The sequence below is a fragment of the Streptococcus mobilis genome (genome assembly GCF_059727625.1).
On record NZ_AP041823.1, the window covers coordinates 1,008,537 to 1,027,429 of the forward strand.

Here is an 18,893-nt window from a genome sequence, read left to right on the forward strand (position 1 = left end):
GTGGATCTCTTGTGTATTCAACCTATCCCAAAAGAGGCGGATGTTAAAAATGTCCGCTTCTTTTTTCACAATCTCCAGCTGTAAAACCCTGCAAGCTCTTTCATTTTGTGTTAAAATAGAGGTAACAGAAATAGAAAAGGAAGAAGCTTATGAAATTTCTAGAGCTCAATAAAAAACGCCATGCGATCAAGCATTTCACTGACCAACCGGTCGATCCAAAGGATGTACGGACTGCTATTGAGATCGCAACCTTGGCCCCTAGTGCCCACAATAGCCAGCCTTGGAAATTTGTGGTCGTTCGTCAAAAAAATGCTGAATTGGCAAAATTAGCCTATGGTGCAAACTACGATCAAGTCATGGAAGCACCTGTGACCATCGCCCTCTTTACAGATACTGATTTGCAAAAACGGGCTCGCAAGATTGCGCGTGTCGGTGGGGTGAAAAACTTCACAGACGAACAGTTGCAATACTTTATGCAAAATCTTCCTGCTGAATTTGCGCGCTATGATGCCCAACAAACAAGTGATTACTTGGCTTTGAATGCTGGTCTTGTGGCCATGAACTTGGTACTTGCTTTGACAGACCAAGGCATTGGAACCAATATTATCTTGGGATTTGATAAATCGAAAATCAATGAAGTCTTGGATATCGAAGAGCGTTTCCGTCCGGAAGTCTTGATTACGGTTGGCTATGCGGCTGAAAAAGTAGAGCCAAGCTATCGCTTACCAGTAGACGAAATCATTGATAAACGCTAAGCCAATTAGCAAATAGAAGATCGAGGAGGAATTCATGACAACAGTTGACTTTAAAGCAGAAGTAGAAAAACGTCGCGATGAGATGATGGCTGACTTATACAGCCTCTTGGAAATCAATTCTGAACGCGATGACAGCAAGGCAGATGCAGAGCATCCTTTTGGACCTGGTCCTGTAAAAGCTCTTGAAAAATTCTTGGAAATTGCCAAACGTGATGGCTATGAAACCAAGAATGTCGATAATTATGCCGGTCACTTTACCTTTGGTGAAGGAGAAGAAGAGCTTGGGATCTTTGCTCATATGGACGTCGTGCCTGCAGGTAGTGGTTGGAAGACGGATCCCTACAAACCAGAAATTATCGATGGCAAGCTCTATGCGCGTGGTTCGTCTGATGATAAAGGGCCTACAATGGCCTGCTACTATGGTTTGAAGATCATTAAAGACCTAGGACTCCCTGTTTCTAAGCGCGTGCGCTTTGTTGTCGGTACGGATGAAGAATCAGGCTGGGGCGACATGGATTACTATTTCAAACACGTCGGACTTCCTGAGCCAGATTTTGGCTTCTCACCAGATGCGGAATTCCCAATCATCAATGGGGAAAAAGGAAACATCACTGAGTACCTTCATTTTGGAAATGACAACACAGGAAGTGCCCATCTTCATAGCTTTACAGGCGGCCTTCGTGAAAACATGGTACCAGAGTCAGCGACTGCAGTCGTTTCTGGACAACTACCAGATCTTGCTGGCCTCTTAGATGCCTTTGCCAAGGAACACCAGCTCAAGTATGAAATCTCAACTGTTGACGAAAAAACCTATACCGTTACCATTGTCGGGAAATCTGCTCATGGATCAACTCCTGAAGATGGGATCAATGGTGCAACCTACTTGGCTCTCTTGTTGAACCAATTTGATTTTGGTGGTGCTGCTAAGGCTTACCTTCATGTGACAGCTTCACTTCTTCACGAAGATTTTGCAGGTGAAAAATTAGGAATTGCCCATACAGATGCCAAAATGGGACCATTGAGTATGAATGCAGGTGTCTTCCATTTTGATGACAGCCAAGCAGACAACACTATTGCCCTCAATATCCGTTACCCTCAAGGTACAGATCCTGAAACTATCAAAGCTATCCTTGAAAAGATCGAAGGAGTGGCTACAGTAAGCTTGTCAGCCCATGGTCACACACCTCACTATGTTCCGATGGATGATGAATTGGTATCCACCCTCTTGCGTGTTTACGAAAAACAAACTGGCCTCAAAGGACATGAACAAGTGATCGGTGGTGGTACCTTTGGTCGTCTCTTGAAACGTGGCGTTGCCTTTGGTGCTATGTTCCCAGACTATGTCAATACTATGCACCAAGCTAATGAGTTCGCAGATGTTGAAGATCTCTATCGTGCAGCAGCTATTTACGCAGAAGCCATCTATGAACTAATCAAATAATCCACTACTCGGCCAGTTTTTCTGGCTGAGTTTTTCCATAGAAGGAGGACTTATGTCAACGATTGAAAGCATTAAACAAGCCATTATGGCAGATCCTCAAAATAAAGAATATACAGAGAAAGGGATAGAGCCACTCTTTGCAGCCCCAAAGACAGCTCGTATCAATATTATCGGACAAGCTCCAGGGATGAAGACGGAAGAAGCTGGTATTTACTGGAAGGATAAGAGTGGTGACCGCCTGCGCGAATGGTTAGGAGTTGACGAAGACACCTTTTATAATTCTGGTTTGTTTGCGGTCATCCCCATGGACTTTTATTTCCCAGGGCATGGGAAATCTGGTGACCTTCCACCTCGCAAAGGCTTTGCGGAAAAGTGGCACCCTCAACTTCTCAAGGAGTGTCCGGATATTGAGTTAACCCTCTTAATTGGACAATATGCCCAAGCATACTACCTTCATGAAAAGGTTAGTGGCAAGGTAACCGAACGGGTTCACCATTTTAAAGATTATTTGCCAACCTATTTTCCACTCGTTCACCCTTCCCCTCGCAATCAAATCTGGATGGCTAAAAATCCTTGGTTTGAGGCAGAGGTGGTTCCAGAATTGCAAACCTTAGTACAAGAGATCATTCAAAAATAAAGGAGAGCGACGATGGATCCTTATCAACAAGTTAAAGAGAAATTAGACGAGTTAGGCATTTCATTTGACGTGGTGGAACACCCACCTGCATTCACAACTGAGCAGGCCGATTCTTACATTGAAGGCTTAGAAGGTGTTCGGACCAAGTCCATGTTTTTGACCAATAAGAAGAAAACCCAATTCTATCTGCTCATCATGGACGACCAGAAACCATTGGATATGGAGGATTTCAAAGAGCAAGTGGAAGCCAACCGGATCCGCATGGCTTCAGCAGATTCTTTAGCTGAAAAAATGCAATTACCGGCAGGTACGGTTTCTCCATTTGGTTTATTGAACAATGGAGAAAAAGATATTCGAGTCTATTTCGATAAAGACATTGTGTCAGAGGAGATCATGACTTTCCATCCCAATACCAATGAAAAGACGATCTTTATTAAAACCCAAGACTTGTTACGATTTTTAGAGGCTGTTGGCTTTCATTATGAAATTCTAACCCTCCCATAACATACCTGATAGGAGAAATCATGAAAGAAATTCCATTTTCAAGCTTTTACCAAGCTTATCAAAAAGGAGACTTACACGTTCTTGATGTACGCGAGCAGGAGGAATATGATGCCCTTCACTTAGACGGAGTTCGTCTTCTTCCCTTATCTGAGTTAGCAGATCGCTACCAGGAATTAGAGAAGGATCATCTCTATTATGTCATCTGCAAGTCAGGTCGACGCTCAGCACGAGCTTGCCAATTTCTAGAAGAGCAAGGCTATGATGTGACCAACGTCCAAGGTGGCATGGATGCATTTGAATCCTAAGAAACGGGAGTGGGAAAGAACTCCGTAAAATAAAAAAAGTTGAAAAGGTTCCCCAAACCTTTTCAATCTTCCCGCCCCCGCATAGCTTCAACAGTCTGGGAGACTGTTGAAGGTTGTGGATAAAGGAAACTTTGTTTCCCTCATTAGGTCATCTTTGGAGCTTAAAAGGCGAACAAAGATGCCAATCAACCACTGCGTCTTGCACTTATTCCTATCAAACATCAAAGGCTGGACAGTTTTTGCCTAGCCTCTTTCTTTACTAATTTCTAAAAATGAGTAGAATTTGCATGTTTTTCAAAAGATATTACAGGGATTTTCCAGTCTTTCATTGAAAATGGTTCAGAAATTTTGTATAATACCCTAGTATAAACAATAGTTAAGGAGATTCATTATGTCAAAACAAGATTGGCTGGATTATTTCGAAGCCGTAAATGGTCGTTCTGCTAGTGCAGAAGAAATTGCTCAAGCACTGGCTGCAGGAGAATTTCAAGAAGAAGTAGTGGTTCCAGAAACCCCACAAGCCCCAGAATTTGTCGCAGCACCAACTGCACCTGTGGAAGAACCAGTTGCTGCTCCACAAGCCCCAGAGTTTGTTGCAGCGCCAACTGCACCTGTGGAAGAACCAGTAGCAGCTCCTCAAGCTCCAGAGTTTGTCGCAGCACCAACTGCACCTATTGAAGAACCAGTCTCAGCTCCTCAAGCTCCAGAATTTGTCGCAGCACCAACTGCCCCTACAGAAGAACCAGTAGCAGCTCCTCAAGCTCCAGAGTTTGTCGCAGCACCAACTGCACCTGTTGAAGAACCAGTTGCAGCTCCAGTTCAAGAACCGGCTCCTCAAGCTGCTCCAGCGAATGGGCCAGCTTTCCAACAAGCCTACCAACAACCGACTCAAGCAGCTTATCAACAAGCTCCTTACCAAGGTCAACCAGGACAACCTTATCCTGCCCAACCAAGTCAATTTGGTGTAGCCGTTGGTGGTTACTGGAATTGGTTCCTTTCAGCTTTGAAACGTCCAACGGCTGTAGAAAATCCAAAAGCACTTAACGGAATTTTACAGTATGTCTTGACTGCCTTTGTCTTGACCTTGGGGACATTCTTCACAGCTAGTGGAGCTACAGGTGGTTATGGAATGGATTTCCGTGCCTTTATGTTGACATTGATTTCCCTATTCTTTAGCCTTTACGCCTTCCAAGTAGCTGGATTCTTTGTTCGTCGTGTGGTTCTTCAAGATAAGGAATACAGTTACGGTCGTTCATTTGAAGAGTTTGGACGTTTGTCTGTTTACACTTTGCCACTTGCCCTTCTTGCTTTCTTAGTAGGTCTTGTAAAAGTTTATGAATTTTATGGCTTTGTAAACTTCCTTATTTTCTTCTTGTTCTTTGTTGGAACATGCTATGTCGTTCATCAAGGATTGAACAAGACAAGCTTTAAAGCAGATAAATTCTTGCTTCTAGTAGCATCATCTGTTGTCTTGCTTCTCATTGCCATCTTTGTCATTTATGTGAATGCTCGTATTTTAGAACAAGTAGCCGTAGGATTTATTCCAAGTGCTCCAAATTTCTCTAACTTTGGATTCTAACAATATCACAAAACGGAAGGTGGGGGAACCCACTTTCCCTATTTTATAATGAGGGAGAAGAGATCCATGCAAAAGAAATGGGTTGAATTATTTGAAAAAGTGATCGGTCGCAAACCGTCACCAGAAGAGTTTATGGCTGGGAAAGCTTGTGGATTTGATTTGAAACAAATTCAGTCTATCGCAGGAAATGCCCCAGCAGAGGAAGTCGCTCCTGTTGAGGAACCAGTGGTTGAACCAGTTGAAGAAGTGAAGAATGTTGATCCACTTCTAGCAGCTCGTCAGGCTTGGTTGCAACATTTTGAAGAAACCTATGGCCGCAAGCCAAGTGCAGAAGAATTTACCGCTGCAAAAAGTCAAAACTTCGAGTTTTTTGTAGGACCTGTGCCTGAAGCAGAATTTGCGAACCCAGATTCAACAGAAGTAACACAGGAATATGTGCCTCAACAGCCGACTCAAGAGTATACGACTCCACTTGCTGCTGAGCAAACGCAGGTCTTTGCTGGTCCAAATGTCACAGAAGCAGGTCCAGCTCAGAAAAAACAAAAGGCCCCGAAAACGAAGGGTGAAAAGAAACTTTCCAAGAAGAAAATTGGGATTATTTCTGCTATTTCAGTCCTTGTGATCGCTTTGGTAGCAGCCTTCTTTTACTTCCAGTCAACAACGCGTGTCGAAGTGACTGCAGATAAATTTATTAAAGCAGTGGACACCAAGGATTATCGCGAAGCAGCAGACCTGCTTTCAACCGATAACGATAAATGGACAAAGGATGAAGCCGAAAGCTTTATTACCAGCATGGAAGATCAAGGGGTCGATATCGGCACAGAGTTGAATAAGATCATTGATAATGGTGGAGAAGGTAGCTATACGGATAAATCGGGAAACAAGATCTTTGGTTTGGAAAAAGCGGACAAGAAATTTGGGATCTTCCAAGAATACCGTGTAGCCAGCTATCCAGTACAAGTGAAGGTCAAGACCAATTTGGACCAAGCCAAACTCAAAGTGGCTGCCAATAAAACGGTGACCTTGAAAAAAGATGCAGTGACAGATCTTGGTTCTTTCCATTACAATACAAAAGAAATGGAATTGACTGCTAAAACAGAGGTCGGAAATGTTACTTCTAAGATCCATCTCAATCCTAAAAAAGCAACCAAGAATAACTTAGAATTGCAGTTGAATTCTGAAAAACGCAATTTAGAAGTTGAGTTCCCAGATGAAGTTGAAAACCCAACGGATGTGAAGGTTGTGGTTAACGGCAAAGAAGTCGGAACCAGCACGACCTTTGAAGTAGATAGCATCCCTTATCAAGAAATTGAAGTACATGCTGTCTTCAACATGAATGGGGAAACCTATACAACTGAGAAGGCTAAGGTGACGATTGAAGAGGGGGAGAACGATCCGATCGAACTTAAACTAGCCAAAGATACCCTGAAACGCATCAAGAGTGCGCAAGATGCTAAGAAAGCGCAAGCAGCCAAAGAGGAACAAAATCGGACCTTGGCGGAAGAATTCTTGAAAGAGTACCGCGACGCTGTCTTTAGCTCAGTTTCAAATCGAAACAACACCTACTCTAAATACTATGACACACAAAGTCAAGCCTACAAGGACATGGTTGAATTCACAACTGGTGATGGTGTTCGAAAGGCAAAAATTGACTACTATACTCCAGGAGCTTTGGACATTCAAAGTGTCACGGAAGAAAATGGTGTGGTGACGATTAAGACTTATGAAGACTTTACCGTGCATTATACAGATAGTCATCCAGATTCACAAAACCGCAAGTACAAGACCTACACCTTGAAAAAAGTAGGTGCAAGTTATGTGATTACGGATATTGTCGTAACAAAAGAATCATAGGAGATTTCTCATGAAAGCAAGATTTTCCAAATTCACTTTGGTGACAGTTGCCTTGTTAACCCTGACAGCTTGCTCCCAATCTCAATCCACTAGTTCTAAATCTTCTGCAAAAGAAGAGACCAAGCAAACGCAAACCAAGTCTTCCAAAGAAACGTCTTCTGCAAAGGATACGTCAAAAGAGACAGGAAAAGAAGAGTCGTCAAAAGCTGGGAAGTCAGATGTGAAAGTGGACTCTGGTGTCAGCTATAATGGTTCCTACTATAGTGTCAAAGGGAAATATGGTGAGGTCATGATCGCCAACAAACATTATCCCTTGTCGCCTGACTTTAACCCAGGTGAAGATCCTGAAGCTGTTTCAGCCCTTCATGAATTGATCGCGGCTATGCAGGCAGAAGGTTATCCGATCAGTGATCAATATAGTGGTTTTCGTAGCTACGATACCCAAGTTGGCCTCTATCAAAACTATGTCAATCAAGATGGTCAGGAAGCCGCCGATCGGTATTCTGCAAGACCGGGTTATAGTGAACACCAGACAGGTTTGACCTTTGATTTGATCGATACCAGTGGGAATCTGGTGACCGAACCTGGACCAAGTAAGTGGTTGCTCAAGAATGCTGCTAAATATGGCTTTGTGGTTCGTTACCAGGAAGGTAAAGAAAAAGTAACAGGCTACATGCCAGAAAGCTGGCATCTCCGCTATATCGGAAAAGAAGCGCAAGATATCGCGGACTCAGGTTTGAGTCTAGAAGAATACTATGGCTTCACCGGTGGCGATTACGTTGATAAATAAGAAAAGGTTGGGATAGATATCCCAACCTTAAAATGTAGACAAACTACTTTAAAGTAAAATAAATTAAGCGATCCTGCTAAGAAATAAAATTGAGTTCCAATTTTTAGATTGGATTAAGAAAATATTGAAACTTTCCGCTGTGAGAAAAGTGCCTGAAACAATACAGTTTCAGGCACTCGGAATTATTGAGAGTAAAACAGTTTGGGAAACTGTTTTAGCCTGAGCCCAGAAATTAAAGAGCGAGGGGGCTCAATACAAATTGAATACGGGCTGCGGATTGTGTCAAAAAGATAAGTTCTCCTAGAATCGAAAGATTCTGCGTCAAACTTCCTATTTTGACTTTATCCGCAGACGCCCTTTGTATCTTGATTTAGTCATGGAACTTCGTAGAAGTTCGCTGACGTCCGTACTCACCTAAGGAAAGTTTTTAATATGACTTTGTCTACAATCTGAGGTTTGGGTTAAAATCTCCAACCTTTTTATTGTATGTTTTTTAGAAACGCATCCAGCTCTTTTTGATTCTTGAGAGAGATAAATTTTTCGGGATAGGTGGAGTGGATGTTTTGATACCTTTCTCTGGCAGTTTTTGTTCGTCCGTCCCAAAGAATCCAACGGATGAATTCCCAGTCAAAGCGCTCAGGGCAGCCTTCTGCCATACTCTCACGAACGCGTCCCTTATAACGACGGTATCGTTTCCAGGCTCTATAGAGGCAGTTCCAACGAGAGAAATTGAGAAAGATAATGTGGTCTGCTTGCTCCATTCTTTCCTCATAGCAACACCATGAATAATTTCCATCAATGACCCAGTCTTTATGTTGGCTAAGAAACTGTTTCATCTGTCCCTCCATCCAATCCCGGTCACTGTCTATCCATCCCGGTTGAAATTGGATGGTATCCATATGAAGCTTAGGGATGGAGTAGTAGCGAGCTAAGGTTTCAGCCAAAGTTGACTTGCCAGAACCTGAATAGCCGATAATAACAATTTTCATAAGCACCTCTCAAAAATTTAGGAACAAAAAAAGCTCCGGAGAGCTTGATTTTTATGCTGTTCTTGATTAACCAAGTTTCGCTGCAAGACGTGCTTTATCACGGCTAGCTTTGTTCTTGTGGATCAAACCTTTAGTTTCTGCTTTATCGATAGCTGAGCTAGCAGCGCGGTAAAGTTCTTCAGATGGGTTTGCTTCAAAAGCTTTGATTGCAGTACGCATAGCTGATTTTTGAGCTGAGTTTTTTTCGTTTTGTTTAACGTTCAATTCAGCGCGTTTGATAGCTGATTTAATGTTTGCCAAGTTATTCACCTCCATTGATAATCTAACTATCTCATTATATATGAAAAGTTATGATTTGACAAGCCTAAAATAGCTTTTCCTTAAAAAAGTACCGGTAAAAGGCCATTTTCTCTAGCGTTTGAGATAAATTTCGTCGATTTCATGGTTGGTTGCCTTATGGAGAATCAGATCAGCTCGGTTACGGGTTGGTTGAATGTAATGTTGCAAGTTGACTAAATTAATGGATTCCCAGACCTGATGGGCCATGCTTAAAACTTCATCTAGGGGTTGCTCTGTAAATCGATAGTAGTAGTTATTGGGATCATTCTGAGCTAATGCAAGGAGTTTTTGGAAGCGATCGATATACCAAGATTCGATATCATCGACTGCGGCATCCACATAGATTGAAAAATCAAAGAAATCGGTCATATAGAGACTGTCATTTTGTGGATTTTGAAAGACATTGATTCCTTCTACAATGACAAAATCAGCCGGTAAAATCGTTTGCTTCTCATCTGGGACAATATCGTAAATTTCGTGGGAATAGACAGGGATTTCTACACTTTTGTTGTTTTTGATTTGATTGAGAAAATCAAGAAGCAATTCCATGTCATAGCTTTCAGGAAATCCTTTTCGATTGAGGAGCTCTTGTTCTTTTAAGATAGCATTTGGATAGAGAAAGCCATCTGTTGTCACCAATTCTACGGTCTTGCCTTCGAAGGTCCGCGAAAGTAGGATTTGGAGAAGACGGCTAGTAGTCGATTTCCCAACAGCGACACTCCCAGAAACTCCAATGATAAAGGGTTGGCGTTCACTGGTTTTTTGAAGAAAAATCCCCTTTGAGAAGGCCAAATCTTCTTTGGAACGCTTGTAGATTCCGATCAAGTTTGTCAAAGGCAGGTAGACGTCACGCACATCCTGGAGGTTGATGCGGTCGTTAAAGCTTTTAATAGAATTAAGCTCTGTTTGAGAGAGAGGTGGGGTGGTTTTGCGATGCAAATTTTGCCAGGTTTCCCGATTGATTTTTTCAAAATGTAAAAATTCTTTGTCCATATGTCACTCCTATTGTAGTCTTTAGTATACCAATTTTTAGAGGTCGTGTAAACGATTTAAAAAACGAATGAATTATGATAAAATAACCTTATGAGTAAAATGTATTTCGATATAAACCCAGATGCAGCCCATGATATTCATGATCTGGCTGTTGTTTTATTGGGACAAAAGATGAATTTCTATACAGATGCGGGCGTCTTTAGTAAAAAAATGATAGATTATGGAAGCCAGGTGCTCTTATCAACCCTGGATTTCCAAGGAGGGGAAAGCGTTCTTGATGTCGGTTGTGGCTATGGTCCAATTGGCCTCTCTCTAGCTAAAGCACAGGGAGTCGCCGTGACCATGGTGGATGTCAATGAGCGGGCGCTAGACTTGGCTAAGAAAAATGCCAGCCGAAATGGCGTGGAAGCTCAGATCTTTTCTTCGGATGTCTATGAAGTGGTTGAAGGGGTCTTTGACCATGTGATCAGTAATCCGCCGATCCGAGCCGGTAAGAAAGTGGTGCATCAGGTGATTACGGGTAGTTTTGATCATTTGAAGCCAGGTGGAGACTTGACCATTGTCATTCAGAAAAAGCAAGGGGCTCCAAGTGCTAAGGCCAAGATGGAAGAGACGTTTGGCAATTGTGAGATCGTAAAAAAAGACAAAGGCTATTATATTTTAAGAAGTGAGAAAGAATCATGAGAGCAGTAGATATCATTCAGAAAAAAAGAGATGGTCTTGCCTTAAACAAAGAAGAAATTGAATGGCTGATTGAGGGATATGTGGCTGGAACAGTTCCAGATTACCAAATGTCTGCTTTTGCTATGGCTGTTTATTTTAAAGGGATGACGACAGAAGAAATCTCTCATATGACCATGAAGATGGTCCAAACAGGGCAACAGTTTGACCTGTCAGCAATTCCAAGAATCAAGGTGGACAAACATTCAACTGGTGGTGTGGGAGACAAGGTAACCCTAGTCTTGGTACCTCTGGTTGCAAGTTTCGGAGTGCCAGTTGCTAAAATGAGCGGTCGTGGCTTAGGCCACACGGGAGGAACGATTGATAAATTAGAATCGATTAAAGGATTCCAAATTGAGCGGACTCAAGAGGAATTTATCCAGCAGGTGCAGGAGATCGGCTTATCGGTTATTGGTCAATCTGATCAACTTGTGAAAGCAGATAAACTCTTGTATGCTCTTCGGGACGTGACGGCGACAGTGGATACCATTCCTTTGATTGCTAGCTCCGTCATGAGTAAGAAAATTGCTGCTGGGGCTGATGCCATTCTTCTCGATGTCACCGTTGGAGAAGGGGCCTTTATGAAGACCATTGAAGAGGCGCGTGAACTAGCTCGTACCATGGTGGATCTCGGTAATGCCGTAGGGCGCAAGACAATCGCTGTCATTACAGATATGAGCCAACCTTTGGGAACCAGTATTGGCAATCGTTTAGAGATTTTGGAAGCCCTGGATATTCTAAAAGGACAGGGGCGTGCTGATGTCACAGAGTTTATTTGTGAATTAGCACAAATCATGTTGAAATTGGCCAATTTAGATCAATCGATTGAAGCCATTCATGAACACTTGAGCAATGGACAAGCCTTAGCCAAGTTTGAAGAAATGGTCGTGGCACAAGGTGGAGACTTAGAGGATTTGCATCGTCCCGTCAAGGTAGATCAGGTCCTTGAAGTAACAGCAGATCAAGATGGCGTCATTGCGGCTTTACCTGCCATGGAATTTGGCCTGTTAGCCATGCGACTTGGTGCTGGTCGTGCTGTCAAATCGGATCCGCTTGATTATGAAACAGGGATTGTATTTGACAAAAAAGTGGGAGAGCAGGTTAAACAAGGGGAACGCATTGCTCGTATTTTCGTGAATGAAAAAAATTCACAAGAAAGCGTTACAGAATTCAAAAAAAATGTTAAAATACTAGAAGGGGCTGAAAGCGTTAAAGAAATTATTGAAATAATATCTTAAGTAGCTCAGGAGATTGTATGAAGTTAAATAAATATATCGATCACACTCTTTTAAAACCAGATGCGCAACAAGAACAGATCGAAAAATTGATCGAAGAAGCTAAGGCATATGATTTTGCGAGTGTCTGTGTGAATCCGACATGGGTGAATTTTGCAGCTGAGGGCTTGCGCGATTCAGATGTAAAAGTTTGTACCGTCATTGGTTTTCCTTTGGGAGCAAATACCCCTTTTGTCAAAGCGTGTGAAACAAAAAATGCTATTCAAAATGGTGCCGATGAAATTGACATGGTCATTAATATCGGTGCTTTGAAGTCTAAGAATTTAGCACTAGTTGAAGAAGATATCCAAGCTGTTGTCGAAGCAAGCGGTGATAAGCTGGTCAAAGTCATCATTGAGACGTGTCTCTTAACAGACGATGAAAAGATCGTTGCTTGTCAGATTGCTAAGTCAGCTGGAGCTGACTTTGTGAAGACTTCAACTGGTTTCTCAACTGGAGGAGCGACGGTAGAAGATGTAGCCTTAATGCGTCAAACAGTTGGACCAGACATGGGTGTTAAAGCTTCTGGTGGAGCTCGCTCTTATGAAGATGCTCTTGCATTTATCGAAGCTGGTGCGACCCGTATCGGAACTTCCTCTGGTGTAGCCATCATGGAAGGAAAAGTGGCTCATGGCGACTACTGAGTTGATCAATTTAGCAGTAGAAGTGAGCCAGCAGGCTTATGTGCCCTATTCTCATTTCCCAGTTAGTGCAGTCCTTGTGACCAAGGATGACCAGATCTATACAGGTGTCAATATCGAAAATGCCAGTTTTGGGTTAACCAACTGTGGGGAACGGACAGCTATTTTTAAAGCAGTTTCTGAAGGAGCTCGTGAGTTCAAAGAGCTGATTGTCTATGGGCAAACAGAAAAGCCCATCTCTCCATGTGGTGCTTGTCGCCAGGTCATGGCTGAATTTTTTGAGCCAGACCTTCCTGTAACCTTAGTATCTAAAGATAAATCGACGGTCGTGATGACGGTCAAGGAATTACTTCCATATTCCTTTACAGACCTGACTTAATAGGTCTGTGAGGCGGTCTTTTGACCCTTTCAATACTTCGCAACAATGTTGCACAATAATTTAGGAGGTTCAGTAATGAACAAGAAACAATGGCTAGGCCTTGGTCTAGTAACTGTCGCTGCTATCGGACTTGCAGCATGTGGAAATCGTGCGTCTAAAAAAGATAGCGCAAACTCAGAATCTAAAACAGATTTGAAAGCTGCTATCATTACCGATACTGGTGGTGTGGATGACAAATCATTCAACCAATCTGCTTGGGAAGGTTTGCAAGCTTGGGGTAAAGAAAACGGTCTTTCTAAAGGGAACGGATTTGACTACTTCCAATCAACAGATGAATCTCAATATGCGACAAACCTTGATGAAGCTGTTTCTAACGACTACAAATTGATCTTTGGTGTTGGTTTTGCCTTGAGCGACTCTGTTAAAAAAGCTGCAAAAGACAACCAAGATGTGAACTATGTCATCATCGATGACCGTATTGAAGGACAAAAGAACGTAGCATCTGCTGTTTATGCCGATAACGAAGCTGGTTACCTTGCTGGTATCGCTGCTGCGAAAACTACAAAAACTAAACAAGTTGGTTTTGTAGGTGGTATGGAAAGTGAAGTTATCACTCGTTTCCGCGCTGGATTTGAAGCTGGTGTTAAATCTGTTGACCCATCTATCAAAGTTCAAGTAGACTACGCTGGTTCATTCGGTGACTCTGCGAAAGGTAAAACAATTGCTGCTGCACAATATGCTGCAGGTGCAGACGTTATCTACCAAGTAGCTGGTGGTACTGGTGCAGGTGTCTTCTCTGAAGCTAAAGACTTGAACGAGAAGAAAAATGAAGACGAAAAAGTTTGGGTTCTTGGTGTTGACCGTGACCAAAAAGCTGAAGGTGAATACACTTCTAAAGATGGTAAAAAATCTAACTTTGTATTGGCTTCAAGCTTGAAGAAAGTCGGAGAATCTGTAAAAGACTTGGCTAAGAAAACTGCTGATGGTAAATTCCCTGGCGGTAAAGTGATTACTTATAGCTTGAAAGATGGTGGAGTTGACTTGACAACTGACAATCTTTCTGCAGAAGCTAAAAAAGCTGTCGAAGACGCTAAAGCTAAGATCCTTGACGGGTCACTTAAAGTTCCTGAAAAATAACATTTGATTGGGCGGCCCTCCCTATAAGGGCCGTTTCTTTTAAAGTGAGACATTTTTGTCTCAATAAAATCTGTTAGTTGTCTAACAGATTTTATTGAAATAAAAAATTTTTGAAAGGAAACACCTACATGACACATGAATATGTCATCGAAATGCGTGAGATTACCAAAAAATTTGGTGACTTTGTAGCAAATGACAAGATTAATCTTCAGTTGCGCAAAGGTGAAATCCATGCACTTCTTGGAGAAAATGGTGCGGGAAAATCTACCCTGATGAATATGCTGGCTGGTTTGTTGGAACCAACAAGCGGAGACATCGTGGTAAATGGAAATACTGTTAACCTAGACTCACCTTCAAAAGCAGCTTCTTTAGGAATTGGAATGGTGCACCAACACTTTATGTTGGTTGAAGCCTTCACTGTTGCTGAAAATATCATCCTTGGTTCTGAAACCACGAAGCATGGTATTTTGGACCTTAAAAAAGCCGGTCAAGATATCCTTGAATTGTCTAAAAAATATGGCTTGGCAGTAGATCCAAATGCTAAAGTTGAGGATATTTCCGTTGGTGCGCAACAACGTGTGGAAATCTTAAAGACGCTTTATCGTGGAGCCGACATCCTAATCTTCGATGAACCAACTGCAGTGTTGACACCAGCTGAAATCGAAGAATTGATGACAATCATGAAGAACTTGGCGAATGAAGGAAAATCAATCATCTTGATTACGCACAAGTTGGATGAAATCCGTGCTGTTTCTGACCGCGTAACGGTTATCCGTCGTGGGAAATCTATTGAAACAGTCGAGATTGGTGGAGCAACCAACCAAGATTTGGCCGAAATGATGGTCGGTCGTTCTGTTTCCTTTAAGACTGAAAAAGGTCCTTCTCAACCAAAAGAAGTGGTCTTATCGATCGAAAACTTGGTCGTGAATGAAAATCGGGGAGTCCCAGCTGTTAAGAATCTTTCCTTAGAACTTCGTGCTGGTGAAATCGTTGGGATCGCAGGGATTGATGGAAATGGTCAATCTGAGTTGATCCAAGCCATTACAGGTCTACGGAAGGTAAAATCCGGTTCAATCAAGATTAAAGGCAAGGATGTTGTAGGACTTCGCCCACGTCAAATCACAGAAATGAAGGTAGGACACGTCCCTGAAGACCGTCACCGGGATGGTTTGGTCCTTGATATGATGATCTCTGAAAACATTGCTCTTCAAACTTACTATAAAGAACCTCTTAGCAAGAATGGTATTTTGAATTATCCAAATATTACCTCTTATGCCAAGAAGTTGATGGAAGAGTTTGACGTTCGTGCAGCTAGTGAAGTGGTACCAGCTAAGGCTCTTTCTGGAGGAAACCAGCAAAAAGCCATTATCGCTCGGGAAATCGATCGCGATCCAGATCTCATGATCGTCAGCCAGCCAACTCGTGGTTTGGACGTCGGAGCGATTGAATATATCCACAAACGTTTGATTCAAGAACGGGATAATGGAAAAGCCGTTCTGGTTGTCAGCTTTGAATTAGATGAAATTTTGAATGTTTCTGACCGTATTGCGGTTATTCATGATGGGAAGATCCAAGGGATCGTAACCCCAGAAACGACGAATAAGCAAGAACTTGGAATCCTCATGGCAGGAGGAAAAGTAAAGGAGGGAGCATCAAATGAATAAGAATTTAAAACAAATTGCTGTTCCATTGGTGTCTGTCCTTTTAGGATTGGTCCTGGGTGCCATTATTATGTGGGCCTTCAGCTATGATGCCCTTTGGGGATATGAATTGCTGTTTAAGAAAGCCTTTGGTTCGATTAAGAGTTGGGGTAATATTTCCCGTGCTATGGGGCCGCTGATTTTAGTTGCTCTTGGATTTTCGGTGGCTAGCCGGGCCGGCTTCTTTAACGTTGGACTTCCTGGTCAAGCTTTTGCAGGATGGATCATGGCGACTTGGTTTGCCCTTTCCTTCCCAAATATGCCTCGCTTACTGATGATTCCGATGACTGTTTTGATTGCGGCTGTTGCAGGTGGATTTATTGGAGCGATTCCTGGTTTCCTTCGTGCCTATCTCGGAACCAGTGAGGTCATCATCACCATTATGATGAACTACATTGTTCTCTATGGTGGGAATGCCCTGATCCATAGCTTCCCAGCTTCCTTGATGAAAAACAAGGACTCAACTATTGATGTGGGAGCCAATGCTGTCTACCAGACGGAGTGGTTGCGTAATTTGACGGATAAATCTCAAATGAACATCGGGATTTTCTTTGCCATCATCGCAGTGGTGGTCATCTGGTTCTTGATGAAGAAAACAACACTCGGTTTTGAAATCCGTGCCGTTGGTCTCAATGCGAATGCAGCGGAATACGCAGGGATGTCTGCAAAACGGACCATTATCCTTTCTATGATCATTTCTGGTGCTCTTGCTGGTATCGGTGGGGTAGCAGAAGGTCTAGGTATTTACTCAAATGTCTACGTTCAAACCAGCTCAATGAGTGTTGGATTTAACGGAATGGCCGTTGCCCTTCTTGCGATGAATTCACCAATTGGTATTCCATTTGCTGCCTTCTTGTTTGGAGCACTTCAAATTGGGGGAGTTGGTATGAAGCCAGCTGCAATCCCTGAAGAAGTCGTTCAAATTGTGACAGCATCCATTATCTTCTTCGTATGTGCCCACTACATTATTGAAAAGATGATCTCGATGCGTTCAGCTAAAAAAGGAGGAGCAAACTAATGAGTATTGTAACGATTTTAAGTATTCTTGTTTCCTCTATGATTGTGTATGCGGCGCCGCTGATCTTCACAAGTATCGGAGGAGCATACTCAGAACACGCTGGGGTTGTTAACGTTGGTCTAGAAGGAATCATGGTTATGGGAGCCTTCTCAGGTATTATCTTTAACTTGACTTTTGAGCCTGAGTTAGGAAGTTTGACACCATGGTTGTCCTTGATCGTTGCTGCAGGGATTGGAGTACTCTTCTCCTTGATTCACGCGGTGGCAACCATTCATTTCCGTGCTGACCATATCGTCTCAGGTACGGTATTGAACTTGATGGCACCTCCATTGGCCGTCTTCCTTGTTAAAGCGATGTATAACAAGGGACAAACTGATAATATCAAAGTTGCCTTCGGGAAAACATCGATTCCAGTCTTATCTAAAATTCCGGTGATTGGGGATATTTTCTTCAACAATGCCAGCATCATCGGTTGGGTTGCGATTCTCTTTTCATTCTTTGCTTGGTTTATCATGTTCAAGACGAAGTTTGGATTGCGTCTTCGTTCAGTTGGGGAACACCCACAAGCAGCAGATACATTGGGAATCAATGTATATAGAATGCGCTACTTAGGAGTGATGATCTCAGGTGCCCTAGCAGGAATCGGAGGAGCCATTTACGCTCAGTCAGTTTCTGTTAACTTCGCGGTAACTACTATTGTAGGTCCTGGATTTATCGCCCTTGCGGCTATGATTTTCGGGAAATGGAACCCAATCGGGGCCATGCTTGCTAGTCTCTTCTTTGGAGCTTCACAAAGTTTGGCTGTTATCGGGAATCAATTGCCTTTGCTTAAAGGGATCCCATCCATCTACTTGCAAATTGCGCCTTACGTCTTGACCATGGTTGTCTTGGCAGCCTTCTTCGGACAAGCAGTTGCGCCAAAAGCAGATGGTGTTAACTATATTAAATCGAAATAATGCACAGAGAGAGGTTGGGACAAAAGTCCTAGCCTCTCAATTGTTTTTGGATTGTCGAGTAAGACGCAGTGGTTGAGTGGGCTCTACTACGCTGATTTTATCAGCTTTTACAGCCCTACTCAACTGTGCGGAGGTGGGACGACGAAATCGAATTCTAACGAATTACCGATTTCTGTCCCACGCTCTCTTTTGCTTTCTAAAGGCCCCTCATAGTCGCAATTTCTTTAGATTTAGGGTACAATAAGAATACAACTTTACACGTATTGGAGGAGCAGATGTTTAAGTGGATGAGACGCCTGATTGGCATGGTGATCGTTTTATTTATGTTATTAGTGATCTTGTTGGTCCCTGGATCTATTCCTGATGGGGAGCAACTGAGAAATGTGCAGGCAGGGAGTTCTTTGATTGAGCTGGCTCAAAATGCAGTTTCAAACGCTTCTGTGAGCACTGAAGGGCTCTCAACTGAGCTAAGTCTCAATTCTGTACAATTAAGTCAGGTCGTAAAAACAAGTGCTGGAACCGCCCTTGACAATTCTGACTATCAAAAGATGGCACTAGGAATGGATGGCAATGACCTTCACGTCAAAGTTCCTGTTTCCTTAGGACCAGTTGATAGCTATCTAGATTTAACCATGACCGGTCAAGTCGAAAACAATGTCATGAATTTGACCGTGACCGGTGCTAAATTAGGGAAAATGCCTATTCCAAAATTCTTGGTTCTCAACTATTTGAAGGATCAATCCAATCAAAATGGAGGCGACTTCACAGTGAATGGTGATCAAATCACCCTTGAGATCCCTCAAGCAGGCTATAGTATCTCAAAAGCGAGAGTGGAAAATGGCAATGCTAAGGTAACTGTTAGTATATCCTTGTTTTAAGTCT

The 18,893-nt window shown here is 42.6% G+C and carries 20 protein-coding genes; 17 read left to right on the forward strand and 3 right to left on the reverse strand.

Going from position 1 to position 18,893, the window contains the following annotated elements:
- The first annotated feature begins 149 nt into the window (after positions 1-149).
- The 8 genes from AC6IZR_RS04760 (at position 150) to ldcB (ending at position 7,865) form a co-directional block, all read left to right on the forward strand.
- Complete coding sequence (locus AC6IZR_RS04760) at positions 150-755, forward strand: nitroreductase family protein (RefSeq protein ID WP_003001591.1); 606 nt, start codon at positions 150-152, stop codon at positions 753-755.
- A gap of 34 nt (positions 756-789) precedes the next feature.
- Positions 790-2,196: a dipeptidase PepV gene (gene pepV, locus AC6IZR_RS04765; protein WP_031573670.1), complete on the forward strand. Its 1,407-nt coding sequence runs from the start codon at positions 790-792 to the stop codon at positions 2,194-2,196.
- 52 nt (positions 2,197-2,248) lie between these two features.
- Positions 2,249-2,833: a uracil-DNA glycosylase family protein gene (locus tag AC6IZR_RS04770; RefSeq protein WP_045759544.1), complete on the forward strand. Its 585-nt coding sequence runs from the start codon at positions 2,249-2,251 to the stop codon at positions 2,831-2,833.
- A 12-nt stretch (positions 2,834-2,845) separates the two neighbouring features.
- Complete coding sequence (locus AC6IZR_RS04775; RefSeq protein ID WP_414323406.1) at positions 2,846-3,337, forward strand: prolyl-tRNA synthetase associated domain-containing protein; 492 nt, start codon at positions 2,846-2,848, stop codon at positions 3,335-3,337.
- A 20-nt stretch (positions 3,338-3,357) separates the two neighbouring features.
- Positions 3,358-3,642: a rhodanese-like domain-containing protein gene (locus tag AC6IZR_RS04780; RefSeq protein WP_497848898.1), complete on the forward strand. Its 285-nt coding sequence runs from the start codon at positions 3,358-3,360 to the stop codon at positions 3,640-3,642.
- 391 nt (positions 3,643-4,033) lie between these two features.
- On the forward strand, positions 4,034-5,221 hold the full coding sequence (locus tag AC6IZR_RS04785; RefSeq protein WP_497848899.1) for a DUF6574 domain-containing protein: 1,188 nt from the start codon (positions 4,034-4,036) through the stop codon (positions 5,219-5,221).
- Positions 5,222-5,287: 66 nt separating this feature from the next.
- On the forward strand, positions 5,288-7,075 hold the full coding sequence (locus tag AC6IZR_RS04790) for a TcaA second domain-containing protein (protein ID WP_497848900.1): 1,788 nt from the start codon (positions 5,288-5,290) through the stop codon (positions 7,073-7,075).
- 10 nt (positions 7,076-7,085) lie between these two features.
- Positions 7,086-7,865 carry an LD-carboxypeptidase LdcB/DacB gene (ldcB, locus tag AC6IZR_RS04795; protein ID WP_003001687.1) on the forward strand — a complete coding sequence of 260 codons (780 nt, stop codon included), beginning with the start codon at positions 7,086-7,088 and terminating at the stop codon, positions 7,863-7,865.
- Positions 7,866-8,344: 479 nt separating this feature from the next.
- Here the strand turns inward: ldcB and AC6IZR_RS04800 are convergent, their stop codons facing one another.
- The 3 genes from AC6IZR_RS04800 to coaA form a co-directional block, all read right to left on the reverse strand.
- Positions 8,345-8,854: a DNA topology modulation protein gene (locus tag AC6IZR_RS04800; protein WP_497848901.1), complete on the reverse strand. Its 510-nt coding sequence runs from the start codon at positions 8,852-8,854 to the stop codon at positions 8,345-8,347.
- A gap of 66 nt (positions 8,855-8,920) precedes the next feature.
- Positions 8,921-9,169, reverse strand: coding sequence for a 30S ribosomal protein S20 (gene rpsT / locus AC6IZR_RS04805; RefSeq protein WP_003007640.1), 249 nt, complete (start codon positions 9,167-9,169; stop codon positions 8,921-8,923).
- 96 nt (positions 9,170-9,265) lie between these two features.
- Positions 9,266-10,186 (reverse strand): type I pantothenate kinase, encoded by a 921-nt coding sequence (coaA, locus tag AC6IZR_RS04810; RefSeq protein ID WP_497848902.1) that lies wholly within the window; start codon positions 10,184-10,186, stop codon positions 9,266-9,268.
- Positions 10,187-10,276: 90 nt separating this feature from the next.
- Here coaA and AC6IZR_RS04815 point away from each other — a divergent pair, with 90 nt between their 5' ends.
- The 9 genes from AC6IZR_RS04815 to AC6IZR_RS04855 all read left to right on the forward strand — a co-directional run bounded on the left by AC6IZR_RS04815 (position 10,277) and on the right by AC6IZR_RS04855 (position 18,889).
- On the forward strand, positions 10,277-10,870 hold the full coding sequence (locus tag AC6IZR_RS04815; protein ID WP_497848903.1) for a class I SAM-dependent methyltransferase: 594 nt from the start codon (positions 10,277-10,279) through the stop codon (positions 10,868-10,870).
- Positions 10,867-12,144, forward strand: coding sequence for a pyrimidine-nucleoside phosphorylase (locus AC6IZR_RS04820; protein WP_497848904.1), 1,278 nt, complete (start codon positions 10,867-10,869; stop codon positions 12,142-12,144). The genes AC6IZR_RS04815 and AC6IZR_RS04820 overlap by 4 nt, the downstream gene beginning before the upstream one ends.
- 17 nt (positions 12,145-12,161) lie before the next feature.
- Entirely contained in the window at positions 12,162-12,824 is a 663-nt protein-coding gene (deoC, locus tag AC6IZR_RS04825) for a deoxyribose-phosphate aldolase (RefSeq protein ID WP_021153359.1), read from the forward strand.
- Complete coding sequence (locus tag AC6IZR_RS04830) at positions 12,811-13,200, forward strand: cytidine deaminase (RefSeq protein ID WP_497848905.1); 390 nt, start codon at positions 12,811-12,813, stop codon at positions 13,198-13,200. Before deoC ends, AC6IZR_RS04830 begins: the two co-directional genes overlap by 14 nt.
- A gap of 75 nt (positions 13,201-13,275) precedes the next feature.
- Positions 13,276-14,337, forward strand: a complete 1,062-nt coding sequence (locus AC6IZR_RS04835) for a BMP family lipoprotein (RefSeq protein WP_023918305.1) — start codon at positions 13,276-13,278, stop codon at positions 14,335-14,337.
- Positions 14,338-14,465: 128 nt separating this feature from the next.
- Complete coding sequence (locus AC6IZR_RS04840; RefSeq protein ID WP_497848906.1) at positions 14,466-16,001, forward strand: ABC transporter ATP-binding protein; 1,536 nt, start codon at positions 14,466-14,468, stop codon at positions 15,999-16,001.
- Positions 15,994-17,055, forward strand: a complete 1,062-nt coding sequence (locus tag AC6IZR_RS04845; RefSeq protein ID WP_049489017.1) for an ABC transporter permease — start codon at positions 15,994-15,996, stop codon at positions 17,053-17,055. Before AC6IZR_RS04840 ends, AC6IZR_RS04845 begins: the two co-directional genes overlap by 8 nt.
- Positions 17,055-18,011, forward strand: coding sequence for an ABC transporter permease (locus AC6IZR_RS04850; RefSeq protein ID WP_021153355.1), 957 nt, complete (start codon positions 17,055-17,057; stop codon positions 18,009-18,011). Before AC6IZR_RS04845 ends, AC6IZR_RS04850 begins: the two co-directional genes overlap by 1 nt.
- A gap of 275 nt (positions 18,012-18,286) precedes the next feature.
- A complete protein-coding gene (locus AC6IZR_RS04855) occupies positions 18,287-18,889 on the forward strand; it encodes a hypothetical protein (RefSeq protein WP_497848907.1) in 603 nt (200 codons plus the stop codon).
- Positions 18,890-18,893 lie beyond the last annotated feature (4 nt).

Excerpts from the sequence above, each read along its gene's own strand:
- AC6IZR_RS04760 (WP_003001591.1), top strand. The coding sequence starts at position 150 with ATGAAATTTCTAGAGCTCAATAAAAAACGCCATGCGATCAAGCATTTC.
- pepV (WP_031573670.1), top strand. The coding sequence starts at position 790 with ATGACAACAGTTGACTTTAAAGCAGAAGTAGAAAAACGTCGCGATGAG.
- AC6IZR_RS04770 (WP_045759544.1), top strand. The coding sequence starts at position 2,249 with ATGTCAACGATTGAAAGCATTAAACAAGCCATTATGGCAGATCCTCAA.
- AC6IZR_RS04775 (WP_414323406.1), top strand. The coding sequence starts at position 2,846 with ATGGATCCTTATCAACAAGTTAAAGAGAAATTAGACGAGTTAGGCATT.
- AC6IZR_RS04780 (WP_497848898.1), top strand. The coding sequence starts at position 3,358 with ATGAAAGAAATTCCATTTTCAAGCTTTTACCAAGCTTATCAAAAAGGA.
- AC6IZR_RS04785 (WP_497848899.1), top strand. The coding sequence starts at position 4,034 with ATGTCAAAACAAGATTGGCTGGATTATTTCGAAGCCGTAAATGGTCGT.
- AC6IZR_RS04790 (WP_497848900.1), top strand. The coding sequence starts at position 5,288 with ATGCAAAAGAAATGGGTTGAATTATTTGAAAAAGTGATCGGTCGCAAA.
- ldcB (WP_003001687.1), top strand. The coding sequence starts at position 7,086 with ATGAAAGCAAGATTTTCCAAATTCACTTTGGTGACAGTTGCCTTGTTA.
- AC6IZR_RS04800 (WP_497848901.1), bottom strand. The coding sequence starts at position 8,854 with ATGAAAATTGTTATTATCGGCTATTCAGGTTCTGGCAAGTCAACTTTG.
- rpsT (WP_003007640.1), bottom strand. The coding sequence starts at position 9,169 with ATGGAGGTGAATAACTTGGCAAACATTAAATCAGCTATCAAACGCGCT.
- coaA (WP_497848902.1), bottom strand. The coding sequence starts at position 10,186 with ATGGACAAAGAATTTTTACATTTTGAAAAAATCAATCGGGAAACCTGG.
- AC6IZR_RS04815 (WP_497848903.1), top strand. The coding sequence starts at position 10,277 with ATGAGTAAAATGTATTTCGATATAAACCCAGATGCAGCCCATGATATT.
- AC6IZR_RS04820 (WP_497848904.1), top strand. The coding sequence starts at position 10,867 with ATGAGAGCAGTAGATATCATTCAGAAAAAAAGAGATGGTCTTGCCTTA.
- deoC (WP_021153359.1), top strand. The coding sequence starts at position 12,162 with ATGAAGTTAAATAAATATATCGATCACACTCTTTTAAAACCAGATGCG.
- AC6IZR_RS04830 (WP_497848905.1), top strand. The coding sequence starts at position 12,811 with ATGGCGACTACTGAGTTGATCAATTTAGCAGTAGAAGTGAGCCAGCAG.
- AC6IZR_RS04835 (WP_023918305.1), top strand. The coding sequence starts at position 13,276 with ATGAACAAGAAACAATGGCTAGGCCTTGGTCTAGTAACTGTCGCTGCT.
- AC6IZR_RS04840 (WP_497848906.1), top strand. The coding sequence starts at position 14,466 with ATGACACATGAATATGTCATCGAAATGCGTGAGATTACCAAAAAATTT.
- AC6IZR_RS04845 (WP_049489017.1), top strand. The coding sequence starts at position 15,994 with ATGAATAAGAATTTAAAACAAATTGCTGTTCCATTGGTGTCTGTCCTT.
- AC6IZR_RS04850 (WP_021153355.1), top strand. The coding sequence starts at position 17,055 with ATGAGTATTGTAACGATTTTAAGTATTCTTGTTTCCTCTATGATTGTG.
- AC6IZR_RS04855 (WP_497848907.1), top strand. The coding sequence starts at position 18,287 with ATGTTTAAGTGGATGAGACGCCTGATTGGCATGGTGATCGTTTTATTT.